Raw genomic sequence first — 17,649 nt, 5'->3', positions numbered from 1 at the left:
TTCCCGCGCCTGAGCGCCCCAGCTCCTGTCATGCGGGCGGCAGTTCGTTCCGGAGGAACCTTCCGGTGGACCGCCGCCCGCTGCGCTGCGCGGACGCAGAGGGACCCCGGACACCGAGGAACCGCCGACCCCGCGCCCCCACCGGACCGCCCTCTCAGCCCGGCTGGCCTCTCAGCCCGGCCGCCCCCTCAACCCGGCCCGCCTCTCATCCCGACCGGCCTTCGCCCTCCGCCGGTTCGGCCGGCACAGCGCGGCGCACGATCCTGAAGAGCCGTATCTCCCGGTCCACCCGGGCCTGATAGGTGGCGTACGGCGGCCAGAACGCCAGCACCGTCCTCCAGACCGCGTCCCTCTCCGCGCCCGTGAGGAGCCGGGCGGTCACGGGAATGTCCTCGCCCTTCCAGTTGATGACGGCGTCGGGCCGGGCGAGCAGGTTCGCCGTCCAGGCGGGATGGTCAGTGCGGCCGAAGTTGGACCCGACGAGAATCCACCCGGTCCCACCCGCACCGCCCACCGAACCCGAACCCGACGCCCCAGCCTCCGACTCCGCCCCCGCCTCCGGCATGCAGGCCAGTGGGGTACGACGCTCCAGACCGCTCTTGGCACCGCGCGCGGTGAGGACGACCCCCGGCAGCATCTGGGCGCTGAGCAGCACCTTCCCCCGTGTGAGCCGGTGCACGGCACGGTCGAGGGCCGGGATGAGGTGCGGGGCGGCCTTGGCGAACATCCGGGTGGAGGACACCCTCTGCACCAGCCGCACACCGGGCATCCGTCTCGCCCCGGTCCCCGTCCCCGCCCTCTTGCCCGCTCCGCCTTCCGCGCCACCGCCCGTACGCGAACGCCCGGCCGCCGCCATCACACCGTCACCTCTCCGCCGTCGAAGAGCCGCGCCGCGTCGGCCGCGTGCGCGCGCAGCCGGTGGACGGGGCCGAAGAGCAGTTCGTCGCCCGAGGCGCGCTTGAAGTAGAGATGGACGTCGTGCTCCCAGGTGAAGCCGATGCCGCCATGGAGCTGGACGCCCTCGGAGGCGGCGGTGCGCAGCGCCTCCAGCGCCTGGGCCAGCGCGAGCCCGCCCACCCGCTCGCCGCCCGTCCCGGCGGCCCACGCCGCGTAGTAGGCCGCCGAACGGGCCGACTGCACGCCCACGTACACGTCCGCGAGCCGGTGCTTGACCGCCTGGAAGGAGCCGATCGCCCGACCGAACTGCTCACGCCTGCCCACGTGTTCGACGGTGCGTTCCAGTACGCGGTCGGCGGCGCCCACGGCCTCCACGGCGAGGACGGCGGCGGCGGTGTCCCCGACGGCGGCCAGCGCCCCGGGCACGTCGGCGTGGTCGTCACCCAGCAATGCGGCCTCGACGTCGCGGAGTTCGAGCCTGGCCTGCGGCCGGGTCGCGTCCAGGGAGGTCTGCCGCGTGCGTACGAGCCCGTCGGCGTCGTCCCTCACCAGGAACAGCAGCGTCCGTGACCGCGCGAACCCGCCGGTGTGCGCGGCGACCAGCAACAGCCCGGCACTGTGCCCGTCGAGCACCTGCGCCGCCTGCCCGTAGAGCCGCCACACTCCGTCCGCCCGGCGCGCCTGGACACCCCCGGCACGGCCGCCGCCGGCCCAGTCGCCCTGGTTGTCGCCGGTCAGGGCGAGGGCGGTGGCCAGGCCCGTGCCGGGGACGGCGAGGGCGGCGGTCAGCGCACCCGAGGCCAGCGAGGGCAGCAGGGCGGTGCGCTGCGCCTCGGTGCCGAGGGCCAGGATCAGCGGGGCGGCGAGGACGGCCGAGGACAGCAGGGGCGAGGGGGCGAGAACGCGCCCCGACTCCTCGCAGGCCAGGGCGAGTTCGGTCGCCGAGCAGCCGACACCGCCGTACGCCTCGGGGAGGGCGAGCCCGGGCAGCCCGAGCTCGCGCGCGAGGCTCTCCCAGAGAGCCCGGTCGTAGCCGGAGGGGGTCTGTTCGGCGGCCCTCAGCTCCTGCGCTCCGCACCGCTTCGCCAGCACCTCCCGCAGCGTGCGGCGGATCTCCTCCTGCTCCGCGGTGAGACGGACGTCCATGGGCGGGCTCCTCCCTCGTCGGGGGGCTGATCCGGACAAGCTGATCTGACGGGCCGTCATGTTAGGGCGGAGGGTCCCAGAAGCACAGGGGTGCGACGGCCTCCCGGCAGGCCACTTATCTGATGTACCGTCAGATTCATGACGCATGCCACCCCTGGCCACAGCCGTCGGAAGGTCGCCGTCGTCGGCATATCCCTGTCCGACTGCGGCCGCGTGGACGAGGCGACCCCGTACGCGCTGCACGCGCAGGCCGCGCGCCGCGCACTGGCCGACTCCGGCCTGGACCGCTCGGTGATCGACGGTTTCGCCTCGGCGGGCCTCGGCACCCTCGCTCCCGCCGAAGTGGCGGAATACCTGGGACTGCGCCCCACGTGGGTCGACTCGACCTCCGTCGGAGGGTCCACCTGGGAGGTCATGGCGGCCCACGCGGCCGACGCCGTCGCGGCGGGCCACGCGAACGCCGTCCTGCTCGTCTACGGCTCCACCGCCCGCGCCGACATCAGGGCGGGCCGCCGCACCGGCAACCTGTCGTTCGGTGCGCGGGGCCCCCTCCAGTTCGAGGTCCCGTACGGCCACACCCTCATCGCCAAGTACGCGATGGCCGCGCGCCGCCACATGCACACGTACGGCACCACGCTCGAACAGCTCGCCTCGGTGGCCGTCCAGGCCCGCGCGAACGCGGCCCGCAACCCGGAGGCCATGTTCCGCGACCCGGTCACCGTCGACGACGTCCTGTCCGGGCCGATGATCGCGGACCCGTTCACCAAGCTGCACTGCTGCATCCGCTCCGACGGCGGCGCGGCGGTGCTGCTGGCTGCCGAGGAGTACGTGCGCGACTGCCGTACGGCCCCGGTGTGGGTGCTCGGGACCGGCGAACACGTCTCCCACACCACCATGTCCGAGTGGGCCGACTTCACCGTCTCCCCGGCGGCGGTGAGCGGCCGGCTCGCCTTCGAGCGCGCCGGAGTCCGCCCGGCCGAGATCGACTTCGCCGAGATCTACGACGCCTTCACCTACATGACCCTCGTGACCCTGGAGGACCTCGGCTTCTGCGCCAAGGGCGAGGGCGGCGCCTTCGTGGACGCGGCGAAGGGGCGACTGCTGGTGGACGGGGACCTGCCGGTGAACACGGACGGGGGCGGACTGTCGGCCCAGCATCCGGGCATGCGCGGCCTGTTCCTGCTCGTGGAGGCCGTACGGCAGTTGCGCGGTGACCTCCCGCAGGAGCGCCAGGTGCGGCGCCCGGACGGCACCCTGCCCGAGCTGGCGGTGGCGTCCGGGACGGGAGGCTGGTTCTGCTCGTCGGGGACGGTGGTGCTGGGGCGGGGGTGAGGAGCCCGGGGTGAAGGCCCCGGGATGCGCGCCCTGGGATGCGTGCCCACCCGCCGCGCGCCCTGGGGCTGCGGGTACTGCCGTGGGATCGCGGGTGCTGCCGTGCGGTCGCGGGTACTGCCGTGGAATCGCGGATGCTGCCGTGGGGCGTCGGCGCGCCCCGGGTGATACTCGGAGCCATGGAACCGGACCTTCATGAGCTGCTGAGATCGCTGCGGGTGTGGGACACGGAGCTGCCCGGCTTCGCCCCGGAGGACGCTCCGGCGGACCCGCTGACCCTGTTCACCCGGTGGTTCGCGGAAGCGGTGGCGGCCGGTCAGGCCGAACCGCACACGATGACCCTCGCGACGGCCGACGAGGACGGTTCGCCCGACGTCCGGACGGTGATGCTGCACGGCGCGGACGACGACGGCTGGGCGTTCGCCTCGCACGTGACGAGCCGCAAGGGACGCCAGCTCGCCGCGCGGCCGTACGCGGCCCTCGGCTTCTACTGGCCCGCGCGGGGCCGCCAGATCCGGCTCCGCGGCCCGGTCACGGCCGCCTCGCCCGAGGAGAGCCAGGCGGACCTGCACGCCCGCTCCACGGGGGCGCTGGCCGCGGCCCTGGTGGGCCGACAGAGCGAAGTCCTGCCCTCACGCGCCGAGTTGGACCGGGCCTCGGACGCGGCCTGGGAGCGGGCCGAGAGCACCCCGGACTCCCCCGCCCCCACCTGGACGCTCTACCGCCTCCGTCCGGACGAGGTCGAGTTCTTCCAGGGTGACGCCCGCCGGCGCCACGGCCGGCTCGTCTACCGCCGTACGGAGACCGGCTGGGCCACCGAGCTGCTGTGGCCGTGAGCCGCCCGGCCCCGCACACCCGGCCGGGCCACCCGGACCCGCACACCCGCCCTACCCCTGGTACCCCTCGCACCCCTCGTACGTGAAGTCGTACGCCGCGAAGTCGGAGACGGGGCGGTAGCCGATGCGCTGGTACAGGCCGTTGCTGGTCGGGTTGGCGAGGTCGGTGAAGAGCAGCACCTCCCGGACCCCGGAGGCGACCGCGGCGCGGCTCACCTCGGCGGTGACGGCACCGGCGTACCCCCGGCCGCGCAGATGCGCCGGGGTGTAGACGGGGGCGACCCGGAGCTGTCCGGCGACGGGCGGTGTCACGCCCGCCATGGCGACGGGAGTGCCCTCGGGGTCCTCCCAGAGGGTGATGCCGCCGTACGAGATCCGGTCGTCGGCCCAGGCGCCGCCGTCGCGGTGGGCACCCTCGCCGATGGCCTCGGCGAACTCCGTGTACCAGCGGGCGAGCAGGTCCCGGTCGCCCGCGTCCGCGATCCTGGGACGGCCGGGCGGTGCGGGCTCGGGCACCGCCAGGTCGCCCAGCCGGTAGAGCCGCTCGCTCCGGAGCGGCACCGTCCTCGCCCCGGTCCGCCGCTCCCATGCCCCGGCGAAAGCCGCGACGGTGTCCGTGTCGGCGTTGACCCCGGGCACCTCGATCTCCGCGTCCGCCAGCAGCGCGGCGAGGGTCTCGGCGCCCCGCTCGTCCAGCGGGGTGAGGTTCAGCCGGTACGGCGGCGTACGGAAGAAGGCCGCCTGGACCGCCCCGTCCCGCTCCAGGGCTCCGAAGACGGGCGCCTCCTTCCCGTACGGGTTCACCCCCCGCCTGCGCAGCGCTTCCGTCACGGTCAGCGCGACGGTGTGCCGCGCGGGCCGCGACCGGAGGAAGTCTCCGGCCCGGGCGAGAAACGCGTCGAGGTCGTGGGTGAGCTGCCAGGCGTACGTCACGGAGGTCATGTCGGATGATCCCTCGCGGCCACGGAGCCGTGCCTCCGAATTTCCTCCAGGGAGTGACCCGTGGGACCGGAGCGGCTTGAATGGCTGGATGACCGACGCGCATGTGCAGTTCTCCGTGCAGCCCGCCCCCGAGCTGACGGGCCTCGGTCTGCGGCTGCGCCCCTGGGACCCGGAGTCCGACGCCGACGTGTCGGCGTATCTGCGCGGGCTGTCCGATCCCGAACTCCAGCGCTGGAACACCCCGCTCAGATTCGTCCGGGACATCGGCACCGCCCGTGAGTCGCTGCGGACCCGTGTGGCGGCGGCGGTCGGCGGCACCGGGATCTCCTTCTGCGTCACCGAGGCCGAGACCGGCGAGACGCTGGGCCACATCGGCGTCAACGAGATCGACCACGTCATGAGCTGCGCCCGCGTCGGCTACTGGGTCCTCCCGGAAGCTCGCGGCGGCCGGGTCGCCACCCGTGCCCTCACCCTCGCGACCCGCTACGGCTTCACCGACCTCGCCCTGCACCGCCTCGAACTGGGGCACGCCGTGGGCCACGAGGTGTCCTGCCGGGTCGCCGAGCGCTGCGGATTCCGGCACGAGGGGACTCTGCGCGGCGCGATGTTCGAGGCGGGCCGCCATGACGCGTTCCGCGACGTGCACCTCCACGGCCGCCTCGCGACGGACCCCGAGCCGGCACCCGACCGAAAGCCGTCACCCACCGGCACGTGAGCCGGCACCCACCGGCACGCGAGGCCGCACCCGACCGGAAGCCGTCACCCACCGACACACGAGACGGGCCCCGACCGGAAGCCGTCACCCACCGGCACGTGAGGCGGGCCGGAACACGGGAATCCCCGCCCGGAAGGCGACCTCCAGGTCCATCCCGATCCGCAGCGCCGCCTCCTCGCAACCGATCACCTCGGTCATCATCCGGGGCCCCTCGGCCAGGTCGACGACGGCGGCCGCGTACGGCACGCGCTCGCCGAACGGGGGCAGGTCGTTGCGGTGGACGACGGACCAGGTGTAGAGCGTGGCGCGTCCGCTCGCGGGGCGCCAGCTCACGTCCTCGGACCAGCAGTGCGGGCAGAACTCCCTGGGGTAGTGGTGAACGCGGTCGCAGGCCGCGCAGTACCGGATCAGCAGCCGCCCCTCAGCCGCCGCGTCCCAGTACGGCCGGGTGAACGCGTCCACCTCGGGAACGTCGGCCCCGGCCTCGGAGCCCCCCGCTCCCGACGGCCCCCGCGATGTCCCGCTCACCGGAAGAGTCCCAGGGCGTCGTCCAGGGACCACGTCTGCCAGGACATGGCGAACAGGCCGACGGCCGAGACCAGCGCCATCATCGCGTTCTGCCCCTGCTCCGCCCAGTCGTGGATCATGAGGGTGAAGTAGAGGAGGTTGAGGAGCAGCCCCGCGACCAGCGCGACCGGGGTCAGCAGCCCGACCACGAGCCCGAGACCGAGAGCCAGCTCCGCGTACACCACGACGTACGCCATCGTCCGGGGACGCGGCGCGACGATCGTGTCGAACCCCGAGCGCACGGCGTTCCACCGGTGCTTGGAGGCGACATCCGCCGCCCACGCGATGCCGGTGCCGCGCTCGAACCAGCCCTTCTTGTCCTTGTGCCGCCAGCTCTCGAGCCACCAGAGGCCGAGCCCGATACGGAGCACGGCCAGCCACTCCGCCCCGTCGAGCCAGATCGTGTCCATGGCCGAACCTCCCGCGAAGGCACCATATCTGACGGAACGTCAGTTTCAATGCCTCGGAACGCCCACGCAAGAGCCCGGCACCGGCCAGCGGCGAAGTGCGCGACCACCCCGCCACCGCCCCCTCCCGCTCCACCCCTCACAGGGGGCGCGCGAAGCCGAACCCGCGCTCCGGCGAAAGACGTACGCCCCACCGCCCACCTGCGACAACAGCGCACTTTTCACACACGCCCACCCCATCGAAGTGACCTACGCCACCGGGCCCACCCACCCCTCCCACAGTCGTGACCACTTCGCAACCGATTCCGGTCTTGACCGAGACCTATCAAGCTGAACCGTGATTACGCTCGCGCTATGGCCGACTCGACTGCTTCCACGACCCCCCACACGGTGCCCTCCCACGAGGACCGCCCCGTGTACGTGATCGGGGGCGGCCCCGGGGGTCTCGCGGCGGCGTACGCGCTGCGCGCCCGGGGCGTACGAGCTGTCGTACTGGAGAGGTCGGACGAGGTCGGCGCGTCCTGGCGGGGCCACTACGACCGGCTGCACCTTCACACCACCCGACGACTGTCCGCGCTGCCGGGGCTGTCGATGCCGCGCTCGTTCGGCCGCTGGGTCTCGCGGGACAACGTGGTGCGCTACCTGGAGAAGTACGCCGAGCACCACGGCCTGGAGATCGTCACGGGCGTCGAGGTCTCCCGCGTCGAGCCCGCCCCCGGCGGCGACGGCTGGCTGCTGCACGCCACCGGCGGACGTGAGCTGACGGGCAGCGCGGTGGTCGTCGCGACCGGCTACAACCACACCCCGCGCGTCCCCGACTGGCCCGGCCGCGACACCTACACCGGCGAGCTCCTGCACGCCGGCGAGTACCGCAACCCCGCCCCCTACGCGGGCCGCGACGTCCTCGTCGTCGGCATCGGCAACACCGGCGCCGAGATCGCCGTGGACCTGGTCGAGGGCGGCGCCCGGCGCGTACGGCTGTCCGTCCGCACCGCGCCGCACATCGTGCGCCGCTCGACGGCGGGCTGGGCCGCGCAGTTCACGGGCATCGCCGTACGACGGCTGCCGGTGCGGCTCGTGGACGCGCTGGCCGGGCCGATGGCGAAGCTGAGCGTGCCCGACCTGGCGGCCCAGGGCCTGCCCCGCCCCGACACCGGGCTCTACTCCCGCGTCAACGAGGGTTCCATCCCCGTCCAGGACGTCGGGCTCATCGACGCCGTCCGCAAGGGGAAGGTCGAGATCGTGGCCGCGGTGGAGGGGTTCGAGGACGACAAGGCCGTCCTCGCCGACGGGAGCCGGGTCGATCCCGACGTGGTCATCGCCGCGACCGGGTACTCGCGGGCGCTGGAGGGCATGGTCGGGCATCTCGACGTGCTCGACGGGCGTGGGCATCCGGTCGTCCACGGCGGGCACGCTCCGCGCAACGCGCCCGGCCTGTACTTCACCGGGTTCACCAACCCCATCAGCGGCATGTTCCGCGAACTCGCCCTGGACGCCGAGAAGATCGCGAAGGCCGTGTCCCACCACACGACGGCCCCCCGGCCCACCCGCTGAGCCACGGACGGTTCTCGCCCCCTCCGGATGCGGGCGGGTGTACCGGCGCGGCCCCGCCCCACCCACCGTCCGGCGCCGCGGGAGGCCGGCATCCCCGCCGGTGAAGGTCCCAACCCGCGGAACCACCTCGGCGCCGCCGAGCCGACGTGAGTACGCCTCGGCCGCTCAGGACGGTGCCCGTCACGGCGACCGGGAGCGGGCGTCAGATGTCCCGGGTGGGCCAGTCCAGCAGCCGCGCGCCGATCACCGCTGTCTGGAGCATGTAACGGTGGGCGGGATCGGCCGGGTTGGCCCCCGTCAGCTTGTGAATGCGTTCCAAGCGGTACGTCAGGGCGCGCACGCTCAGGCTCAGGCGCCTGGCGGCCTCGGCCGCTACGCAACCGCAGTCGAAGTACGCGGTGAGGGTGTCCAGAAGGACCTGGGCGCCACCGCGGGCGGTGGTGAGCGGGCCGAGGGCGTCGAGGACGAGGTCGGCCATGGCCTGCCGGTCACGGGTCAGGACCGGGTAGACGAGCAGGTCGGCAGCGCGCAGCACCGGGTCCTCAAGGCCCAGACGCTCAGCCAGTTCGAGCGCGTTGAGTCCCTCCTCGTAGGACTGGACGACGCCACCGGGGCCGGGCTGGGGCCGGCCGATGGCCACCCGGCCGCCGTCCGTCGCGGCATAGGCCTGCTTGGCGAAGTAGGCGAGGACATCGTCCTGATGGCCAGGAGCGATGCACAGCAGCCGCCCGGCCTTCGTGGTGATGAGGACCTCACGGTCGCCGAACCGGCCGATGACCGCCCGTTCGACCTGCCGCGGCACCGGGTCACCCTCGTCATAGGCGGCCGGCCCCTGCGCGACGGCGACGGCGTGCGCGTGCGAGAGGCGCAGCCCGAAGCGTTCGGCACGCTCGGCGAGGCGGCCCAGGTCGCTGCGGCCGTAGAGGAGGTCGTCGATGAACTCGCGGCGGGCGGCTTCCTCCTGGCGTACGGCGTGGTGCTGGGCGCGTTCGTAGCCGTCGGCGAACGCGTCTATCACCTGCTGCACGGCGGCGAACGCGGTGTCGGTGGAGCCGACCGCCTGGGGCCAGGCGGAGCGTGCGGCGGTAAGGTGCGCGCTGACGAGGGTGCGCAGTCCGTGGCCGGCTTCCGCGGCCTGTTCACCCAGGACGCGCCGGGACTCCATCTCCTCGCGGGTGAGACGTCTGCCGGTGACGGAGACCTCGGCCAGGATCTCGGCATAACCGCGCAGATAGTGCTCGGGATTCTCCCGGTCGGTCACGTCGCCCCTCGAATCTTGACGCGCTGGTGACGGATTCTTAGCGGCTCACCGGCATGCAGACCCTAGTGAAGACTGCCGGGAATCGGCAATGCGTGTACGTGCTTCCGCCGTGCACCATCAGTGCGGGGAGCACTGCGGAAGGTTCTGGTGCCGGACACCGGCAGAAGGGGTCCGGGCCAGAACCGGAGGGGATCTGTGCGCCGCCGAGGTGTGCGACGTACGGGAAGGGGGCCGGCAGGTGCGGACGTTCATGGAGGCGGCCACGGGCCTGCCCGGCATCCTGTTCACCGCGGCCCTCGTCGTGGTCGTCTGCTTCTGGCTCCTGGTCGCCGTCGGTCTCGTGGACGTGGACAGCTTCGACACGGACGTCGACCTCGGCGCCTGGAGCATGGACGGGGTGCCCGTGTCGGTCGCCCTCTCGCTGCTGACCGCATTCGCCTGGTCCCTCAACGTAGGCGTCACGGTTCTGATCGCCGCCCTGGCCACCCCGGGAGCCGCCACCGGCGTTCTGCGCATGGGGACGGCGGCCGGCGCGCTGCCCGCCGCATGGTGGCTCACCTGTCTGTTCCTGCGGCGCCTGCGTCGGCTCGTCCCCCACGAACCCGTGCCACCGAGCCCCTCCGGCACGTCCCGGGGACCAACCCGCCCGTGACGTGCCCGGAGCGCCGAGCCGCGCTGTCCGAGCCGCCTTCCGGTGGTCGTGTCCCACCTCCGCAGCACACGCCTTTTCCCTTACCTCACAAGGACTCATGCCATGGTTGCCATCGGCGCCCTCGCCGCCGTCCTGCTGTTCGTCGCCCTCGTCGTAGTGCTCGCCTTCTCCCGGCTCTTCCGCAAGGTGGAACAGGGCAAGGCGCTGATCGTCTCCCAGGCGCGAACGGTCGACGTGACCTTCACCGGGCAGATCGTGCTGCCGGTGCTGCACAAGGCCGAGGTCATGGACATCTCGGTGAAGACCATAGAGATCACGCGCACCGGCCGTGAGGGACTGATCTGTCGCGACAACATCCGCGCGGACATCCGTATTTCGTTCTTCGTCCGGGTCAACAAGACGGTCGAGGACGTCATCAAGGTCGCGCAGGCCGTCGGTACCGCGCGGGCCAGTGACCGGGACACGCTGCAGGAACTGTTCCACGCGAAGTTCTCCGAGGCCCTGAAGACCGTCGGCAAGCAGATGGACTTCACCGACCTCTACACCAAGCGCGAGGAACTGCGTTACCAGATCATCGAGTTGATCGGCGTCGACCTCAACGGCTACCACCTGGAGGACGCGGCGATCGACTACCTGGAGCAGACGCCTCTGACCCAGCTCGACCCGGCGAACGTCCTGGACGCGCAAGGCATCCGCAAGATCACCGAACTGACGGCGATCGAGCACGTCCGCACCAACGAGGCCCAGCGCAACGAGCAGAAGGAGATCACCCGCCAGGACGTCGACGCACGTGAGGCGATCCTGGAGCTGGAGCGCCGGCAGGCCGACGCCGAGATCAAGCAGAAGAGGGAGATCGACACCGTACGCGCACGCGAGGAGGCGGAGACCGCGCGGGTGGTGGAGGAGGAGCGGCTGCGCGCGCAGGGCGCGTTCCTGCGCACCGAGGAGCAGTTGGGCATCCAGCGGGAGAACCAGGCGCGCGAGGTCGCCGTCGCCGCGAAGAACCGGGAGCGGGTGATCGCCGTCGAGAACGAGCGCATCGAGAAGGACCGGCTCCTCGAAGTCATCGGGCGCGAGCGCGAGACACAGCTGACCCGGATCGCCGCGGAGAAGGAGGTCGAGGCGGAGAAGCGGGACATCGCCGAGGTCATCCGTGAACGGGTCGCCGTGGACCGCACGGTCGCCGAGCAGGAGGAGTCCATCAAGAAGCTCCGCGCCGTGGAGGCGGCCGAGCGGGACCGGCAGGCCGTCATCATCGCCGCCGAGGCCGAGGCGCAGGAGAAACTGGTCAAGGACATCAAGGCCGCGGAAGCCGCCGAGCAGGCCGCCACACACCGCGCCGCCGAACAGATCACCCTCGCGGAAGCCCAGTTGAGGTCCGCGGACCTGGAGGCCAAGGCCAAACTGCGACTGGCCGAGGGCATCCAGGCCGAAGCGGCCGCCGAGGGGCTCGCGGCCGTCCAGGTCCGCGACAAGGAGGCCGAGGTCATCGAGAAGGCCGGCCGCGCCGAGGCCGTGGCCACCGAGGCCCGTCTGCGCGCCGAGGCCGAGGGCTCGCAGGCCAAAGCCCTGGCGGAGGCCATGGCCATCGGAGAGAAGCTCAAGGCGGAGGCGGCCGGTCTCACGGAGAAGGCCACAGCGATGGCCGCTCTCGACGACGCCTCGCGCGGACACGAGGAGTACCGTCTGCGCCTTCAGGCGGAGAAGGAGATCCGGCTCGCCGGTCTTGACGTCCAGCGCCAGGTCGCCGAGGCCCAGGCCACCGTGCTCGCCACCGGACTGGAGAACGCCGACATCGACATCGTCGGCGGCGATTCGGTCTTCTTCGACCGGCTGATGTCCTCCATCGCTCTCGGCAAGGGAATCGACGGCTTCGTCGAGCACTCGCGGACCGCGCAGACACTCGCCAGGCCGTGGCTGGACGGCACGTCGAGCTTCACCGACGACCTGAGCCGGGTACTCGGCTCGGTGTCGACGGCCGACGTGCAGAACCTGACCGTCTCCGCGCTGCTGATGAAGCTCGTGAAGTCGGACGGCGCGCTCGCGGGACCCGCGCAGCGGCTTCTCGACCAGGCAGGGGAACTCGGCATCGCCGAAACCCCGCTCGCCGCGCTCAACGGCACCACGAGGGTCTGACGGCCGCGACCGCCGGAGCTGCCGCACAGGGGACGGCAGCTCCGGCTCGTCCCTCCTGAAAGGAAGCAAGCATCATGGCAACCGGCCCGCAGACGGGGACACCCGGGACCGGGGCGTACGACGCCGTCGACAGGGGCACGTACGAGGTGCTGCGTGAACGGCTCGCCGTCCAGGCCGCCGAACTCGCCGCCCGCGCAGAGGCGCTCAACGCCCGCCGCGTCGAGGAGTTCGGATCGGTGCGGCTGGGGCTCAGCGGCAGCGGGCGGCTGCGCACCGAGCACCCGTGCGTGCCCCGTGACGTCGTCGCCGTCGGGAACTCCTTGCTCTTCGGCTGTGTTCCGCACCTCGCCGTCCAGCCGGAGACGGCGGTGGGTGACGTCTTCGCCCTGTACGACAGGAATCTGAACCGCCTCCCCGAGAACGCGGTCCCGGGGCTGCTCGACGATCCGGCGTTCGTACGGGAGTTCGCCGCGCTGTACCGCTACTTCCGGCAGACCCGACTTCTCCGGCTCCGCCGTGTGGACGGCAGACTGCTGGCCGTCTTCCAGACAGGCGAGAAGGCCGGCGACATCCGGGTGCTGCGCTGGGCGTTGACCGCCGACGGGCAGGCATCCTTCCTGGACGCGCGGGGCGACCGCGACGATGTCCTGCCGCCGTCGCACGACGTCGCCTGGACCACGGCGACGCGCGAGGACCACGTTCCCGGCCGCCACCCGCAAGTCTCCGTCCTGGGTGAGGTCCTCGTCTCGACCGTCGGCGGTTCCCTCACCGTCCGGACGGTGAACGGTACCGAGGCCGGAGAGGTGATCCACGAAGAGCCGGTCGACGAGCCGCTGCAGTCGCCGGCCGACGCGGACATCGCCCACGCCCGCGTGGGCGCCCTCGCCCTGCTCCGGATCCGCCCGTACAAGGAGGACATCCACCGGTATCTGGTGTTCAACACGCTCACCCGTTCCGTGGCCCGCCTCGACGGCATCGGTCAGGCGTGCCGTCGGCTGCCCGAGGACCAGGGCATCGTGTTTCCCGGGGGATACTGCCTGGCCACGGGCGCCCACAAGGCGTACGACCTGGACACGACACACCTGGAGTTCGAGCGTGAGGTGCGCTCACCCAACGGCGAGGACGTGCTGTACGCGTTCCACGCGCGGGCGGAGTGCCGCAGTCTCCTGCTGTCGTACAACATGATCCGCAAGGAGGTCGCCACGCCGCTCTCGTGCCATGGCCCGGCACTCTTCGACGACGGCACCCTCGTGACGCTGCGCGCGGACAGTCATGAGCCGGCGCGTGTCCACCCTCTCCAGCTGTGGCGCTCTCCCTATGTGTCCGACCTCCACGCGGCCACCGTGCCAACCGGTACCGGGCCGCTTGCGCGTGTGGGCAACGCCGACCTCGTCCGCGGCATCGCCGACTGCCTGTCCGTCACACGAGCCGTGGCCGAGACCACGCCGACGGCCGAGATGTACGAGGCGTTGTCCGCCGCCTGTGTCCGCACGGCGGACGCCTTCCACTGGCTCGGCGACGGCGAACTGGGCGATCTGCGCGGCCCGTTGGAGGCGGTCCGAGGCACGGCCGACCAGGTGCTGGCCGAGTTCGAGAACGTCCAGGCCCTGACCCGGCGGGCTTCGGACGCCTTTGACGAGGCGACGGACCGGATCGCCGCGGTGGTACGCCGACTGCGCGGCGAGACCCCGCGCGGGGCGGCAGCCTGGGTGGACGGCCTGACGGAACTGCGCCACGCACAGGGCCACTTGCTGAACCTCAAAGAACTGCGCCACTGCGACACCTCCCGCGTCGACCAACTCGCCGCGGACGTGGCAGCGGACCTCGGGTCCTTCGGGCAGCGCGCCGTCGCCTCCCTGGCCCGCGAGGATGCCTTCGCCACGTACCACGCGGACGTCGAACAGCTCGTCGCGGACGCCGAGTCGATCGCCACCGTCGCCGAGGCGACGCCCCTGGCGGTCCGGCTGGACGAGCTCGCCGGGGGACTGAAGACGGTGACCGAGGTCGTCGCCGGGGTCGACGTCGCCGACGCCACGGTCCGCACGTCCGTGCTGGAGCGCGTGTCCGAGGTACTGGGGGGCGTCAATCGGGCCCGCGCCACCCTCGACAACCGCCGCCGCGCGCTCCTCGGCCACGAGGGGCGCGCGGAGTTCGCCGCCGAGACCACCCTGCTGGGCCAGTCGGTCACCGCCGCGCTCGCGGTGGCCGACAGCCCCGAGGCGTGCGAGGAACAGCTCGCCGGCATTCTGGTCCGCCTGGAGAACCTGGAGTCCCGCTTCGCGGAGTTCGACGGCTTCCTCGGCACGCTGGCGGACAAGCGCACCGAGGTCTACGAGGTGTTCTCCGCCCGCAAGCAGACGCTGGCCGACGCCCGTGCCCGCCGGGCCGAGCAACTGGTCACCTCGGCCGGACGGGTCCTGGAGACGATCCTCCGACGTACGGCGACACTCCCGGACCCCGACGCGGTCCCCACGTTCTTCGTCTCCGACCCCATGGTCGCCAAGGTCCGCCGCACGGCGGACGAGCTGCGCGAGCTCAGCGACACCGTGCGGGCTCAGGAGCTGGAGGACCGCTTGAAGGCCGCCCGGCAGGAGGCGACCCGCGCCCTGCGTGACCGCACCGACCTCTACTCCCACGACGGCCGCACGATCCGCCTCGGCAGCCACGCCTTCGCCGTCAACACCCAGCCCCTCGATCTCACCCTGGTACCGCACGCCGACGGCCTCGCCTTCGCCCTCACCGGCACCGACTACCGCTCACCCGTCACCGACCCGGACTTCGCCACGGCGCGCCCCTACTGGGACCGGCACCTGCCGTCCGAATCCCCCGAGGTCTACCGCGCCGAACACCTCGCCGCCCGCCTATTGAGGGAGCACGGTCCCGCGTCCCTCGCGGCGGCGGACCTGCCCGCCCTGGTCCGGAAGGCCGCGCAGGAGGCGTACGACGAGGGCTACGAGCGCGGCGTGCACGACCACGACACGACCGTGATCCTCACCGCGCTGCTCCCGCTGTACGAGCGGGCCGGCCCCCTGCGCCACGAGCCCGCCGGCCGCGCCACCGCCCAGCTGTTCTGGGCCCATGGCGCCACGGTGCAGTCGCGCGCCACCTGGGCGCGGCGCGCTGTCTCGCTCGCCCGGGCCCGGGACGCCTTCGGCCCCGCCTCCGGCATCGCCGAGCTGGAGGACGAACTGGCGGCAGCGATCACCATCTGGTCCCCGCACGACGAAGCGACCGCGTCCGCCGCCGCCCGGTACCTGTTCGAGGAACTGACAAGCGGCCCCGAGGGCTTCGTGCTCGGCACGGCCGCCCGCACCCTGCTCGACAAGTTCCGCCACACCGTGGGCACTTCGGCGTACGGCGAGGACCTGAGGGAACTCGTCGACCTCGCCGCCCGCCGTCAGCTGATCGAGGCGTGGCTGACCTCGTACGCCTCCTCCACCGGAGCGGACATCGCCCCCGGAGACCTCGCCGAGGCGGTGGCTGCGGAGCTGTCCCCGGACCTGCCCCGCTACACGTCGGATGCTTCCGTGACGGTCCGAGCCGAGGGCCTGCTCGGCACCCACCCGCGCGTGACCCGCCGTTCCCTGCCCCTGCGCCTCGACGAGTTCCTCGCCCGGACGGACAGATTCCGCGAGGTGGACTCCCCCGCCTTCCGTGCCTACCAGCGCCGCCGCACCGCCCTCGTGTCCGCCGAGCGATCCCGTCTGCGCCTCGATGACCACCGGCCGCGCGCCATGGCGTCGTTCGTCCGGGGCCGCCTCATCGACGAGGTCTACCTCCCCCTCATCGGCGACAGCCTGGCCAGGCAATGGGGCACGGCCGACGAGACCGGGCGCACCGGCACGGGCGGCCTCCTGCTGCTCGTCTCCCCTCCGGGCTACGGCAAGACGACCCTCATGGAGTACGTCGCCGACCGTCTCGGTCTCCTGCTCGTCAAGGTCAGCGGCCCGGCGCTGGGACACGGTGTCACCTCCCTGGACCCTGCGCAGGCGCCGAACGCCACGGCCCGGCGGGAGGTGGAGAAGATCAATTTCGCCTTGGCGGCGGGCGGCAACACCCTGCTCCACCTCGACGACATCCAGCACACGTCCCCGGAGCTGCTGCAGAAGTTCATCCCGCTGTGCGACAGCACGCGCCGTATGGAGGGCGTGCGGGACGGCGAACCCCGCACCTACGACCTGCGGGGCAAGCGGTTCGCGGTCTGCATGGCGGGCAACCCCTACACCGAATCCGGCAGCCGCTTCCGGGTGCCCGACATGCTCGCCAACCGCGCCGACGTGTGGAACCTCGGTGACGTACTGACCGGCAGGAAAGATGCCTTCGCCCTCAGCTTCGTGGAGAACGCGCTCACCGCGAGCCCTGAACTTGCCCCGTTGGCGGGCCGCGACCGCGCCGACCTCGACCTGCTGATCCGGCTCGCCACCGCCGACCCCAGCGCACGCGCCGACAGGCTCATCCACCCGTACACGCCGGCCGAGACGGAGCGCATCCTCGCCGTCCTGCGGCACCTGCTCACCGCACGCGAGACGGTCCTCGCGGTCAATGCCGCCTACATGGCCTCCGCCACCCGGGCCGACGGCGCCCGTACCGAGCCGCCTTTCCGGCTCCAGGGCTCCTACCGCAACATGAACAAGATCGTCCAGCGCATCAAGCCGGTCATGAACGCGGCAGAGCTGTCCGCGGTCATCGACGACCACTACACGGCCGAGGCCCAGACCCTCACCACCGGCGCCGAGGCCGGCCTCCTGAAACTCGCCGAACTGCGAGGCACGCTCACCACCGCGCAGGCCGACCGCTGGGCCGAGGTGAAAGCCGCGTACGCGCGGACACAGACGTTCGGCGGCCCCGACGACGACCCCCTGGTCCGCGCCGTCGCGGCCCTCGGCCTGCTCGCCGACCGGATCGCCGCCGTCGAGTCGGCCATCACCGGCGCCGCCGGCTCCCGCCCCGCACTCCGAAGCACCGACCCCCGGCATGCGGCCGTGCAGGAGTCGTGATGACCCCCTTCTTCGTGCCGCTCGCCGCTGCCCTCGTGGTCGTCGCGCTCAGCACGGTCGTTCTCGTCCGCCGGGACCGGCGGACGATGACGCACCGTCCGCTGCACCACGAGCACGAGGAGGACCGAGTTCGTGGAGCGCGGAACCGTCGCCCGCAGGCCCGCACGACCCACGTCGGTCGGTTGTATCGTGCTTCTGCGGCCAGGT

At 72.4% G+C, this 17,649-nt stretch carries 13 protein-coding genes; 7 read left to right on the top strand and 6 right to left on the bottom strand.

Annotation, left to right across the window (positions count from 1 at the left end):
- Window positions 1-205: 205 nt before the first annotated feature.
- Complete coding sequence (locus ACIQ7M_RS21340; RefSeq protein WP_403646517.1) at window positions 206-769, bottom strand: nitroreductase family deazaflavin-dependent oxidoreductase; 564 nt, start codon at window positions 767-769, stop codon at window positions 206-208.
- A gap of 86 nt (window positions 770-855) precedes the next feature.
- The gene (locus ACIQ7M_RS21335; protein ID WP_403646514.1) at window positions 856-2,043 is read right to left on the bottom strand and encodes an acyl-CoA dehydrogenase family protein; all 1,188 of its coding nucleotides are present in this window, start codon (window positions 2,041-2,043) and stop codon (window positions 856-858) included.
- A gap of 138 nt (window positions 2,044-2,181) precedes the next feature.
- Between ACIQ7M_RS21335 and ACIQ7M_RS21330 the strand changes: the two genes are divergently transcribed.
- Both ACIQ7M_RS21330 and ACIQ7M_RS21325 read left to right on the top strand, forming a co-directional pair.
- Complete coding sequence (locus tag ACIQ7M_RS21330) at window positions 2,182-3,375, top strand: thiolase C-terminal domain-containing protein (RefSeq protein ID WP_403646511.1); 1,194 nt, start codon at window positions 2,182-2,184, stop codon at window positions 3,373-3,375.
- Window positions 3,376-3,554: 179 nt separating this feature from the next.
- Window positions 3,555-4,211: a pyridoxal 5'-phosphate synthase gene (locus tag ACIQ7M_RS21325; RefSeq protein ID WP_403646508.1), complete on the top strand. Its 657-nt coding sequence runs from the start codon at window positions 3,555-3,557 to the stop codon at window positions 4,209-4,211.
- Window positions 4,212-4,262: 51 nt separating this feature from the next.
- On the opposite strand, the gene ACIQ7M_RS21320 is transcribed toward ACIQ7M_RS21325, so the two are convergent.
- On the bottom strand, window positions 4,263-5,153 hold the full coding sequence (locus ACIQ7M_RS21320) for a GNAT family N-acetyltransferase (RefSeq protein WP_403646505.1): 891 nt from the start codon (window positions 5,151-5,153) through the stop codon (window positions 4,263-4,265).
- A gap of 88 nt (window positions 5,154-5,241) precedes the next feature.
- On the opposite strand from ACIQ7M_RS21320, the gene ACIQ7M_RS21315 reads away from it, so the two are divergent.
- Entirely contained in the window at window positions 5,242-5,868 is a 627-nt protein-coding gene (locus ACIQ7M_RS21315; RefSeq protein WP_386977926.1) for a GNAT family N-acetyltransferase, read from the top strand.
- Between the two features lie 84 nt (window positions 5,869-5,952).
- Here the strand turns inward: ACIQ7M_RS21315 and ACIQ7M_RS21310 are convergent, their stop codons facing one another.
- Together ACIQ7M_RS21310 and ACIQ7M_RS21305 are read right to left on the bottom strand one after the other, a co-directional pair.
- Window positions 5,953-6,330 carry a Zn-ribbon domain-containing OB-fold protein gene (locus tag ACIQ7M_RS21310; protein WP_403646501.1) on the bottom strand — a complete coding sequence of 126 codons (378 nt, stop codon included), beginning with the start codon at window positions 6,328-6,330 and terminating at the stop codon, window positions 5,953-5,955.
- Between the two features lie 62 nt (window positions 6,331-6,392).
- Window positions 6,393-6,845, bottom strand: coding sequence for a DoxX family protein (locus ACIQ7M_RS21305; RefSeq protein WP_355759621.1), 453 nt, complete (start codon window positions 6,843-6,845; stop codon window positions 6,393-6,395).
- 351 nt (window positions 6,846-7,196) lie between these two features.
- Here ACIQ7M_RS21305 and ACIQ7M_RS21300 point away from each other — a divergent pair, with 351 nt between their 5' ends.
- On the top strand, window positions 7,197-8,396 hold the full coding sequence (locus ACIQ7M_RS21300; RefSeq protein ID WP_403646499.1) for a flavin-containing monooxygenase: 1,200 nt from the start codon (window positions 7,197-7,199) through the stop codon (window positions 8,394-8,396).
- 202 nt (window positions 8,397-8,598) lie between these two features.
- On the opposite strand, the gene ACIQ7M_RS21295 is transcribed toward ACIQ7M_RS21300, so the two are convergent.
- Window positions 8,599-9,657: a PucR family transcriptional regulator gene (locus ACIQ7M_RS21295; RefSeq protein WP_403646497.1), complete on the bottom strand. Its 1,059-nt coding sequence runs from the start codon at window positions 9,655-9,657 to the stop codon at window positions 8,599-8,601.
- Between the two features lie 238 nt (window positions 9,658-9,895).
- Between ACIQ7M_RS21295 and ACIQ7M_RS21290 the strand changes: the two genes are divergently transcribed.
- The 3 genes from ACIQ7M_RS21290 to ACIQ7M_RS21280 all read left to right on the top strand — a co-directional run bounded on the left by ACIQ7M_RS21290 (window position 9,896) and on the right by ACIQ7M_RS21280 (window position 17,442).
- A complete protein-coding gene (locus ACIQ7M_RS21290) occupies window positions 9,896-10,309 on the top strand; it encodes a hypothetical protein (RefSeq protein ID WP_403646495.1) in 414 nt (137 codons plus the stop codon).
- A gap of 102 nt (window positions 10,310-10,411) precedes the next feature.
- The gene (locus tag ACIQ7M_RS21285) at window positions 10,412-12,445 is read left to right on the top strand and encodes an SPFH domain-containing protein (RefSeq protein WP_403646492.1); all 2,034 of its coding nucleotides are present in this window, start codon (window positions 10,412-10,414) and stop codon (window positions 12,443-12,445) included.
- Between the two features lie 74 nt (window positions 12,446-12,519).
- Complete coding sequence (locus ACIQ7M_RS21280) at window positions 12,520-17,442, top strand: DNA repair ATPase (protein ID WP_403646489.1); 4,923 nt, start codon at window positions 12,520-12,522, stop codon at window positions 17,440-17,442.
- Window positions 17,443-17,649: the final 207 nt, after the last annotated feature.

This window comes from Streptomyces sp. NPDC096324, from assembly GCF_044763015.1.
Taxonomy (GTDB): domain Bacteria; phylum Actinomycetota; class Actinomycetes; order Streptomycetales; family Streptomycetaceae; genus Streptomyces.
Note: the sequence above shows the minus strand (reverse complement) of the source record. Positions and strands in the feature narration are given on the sequence as shown.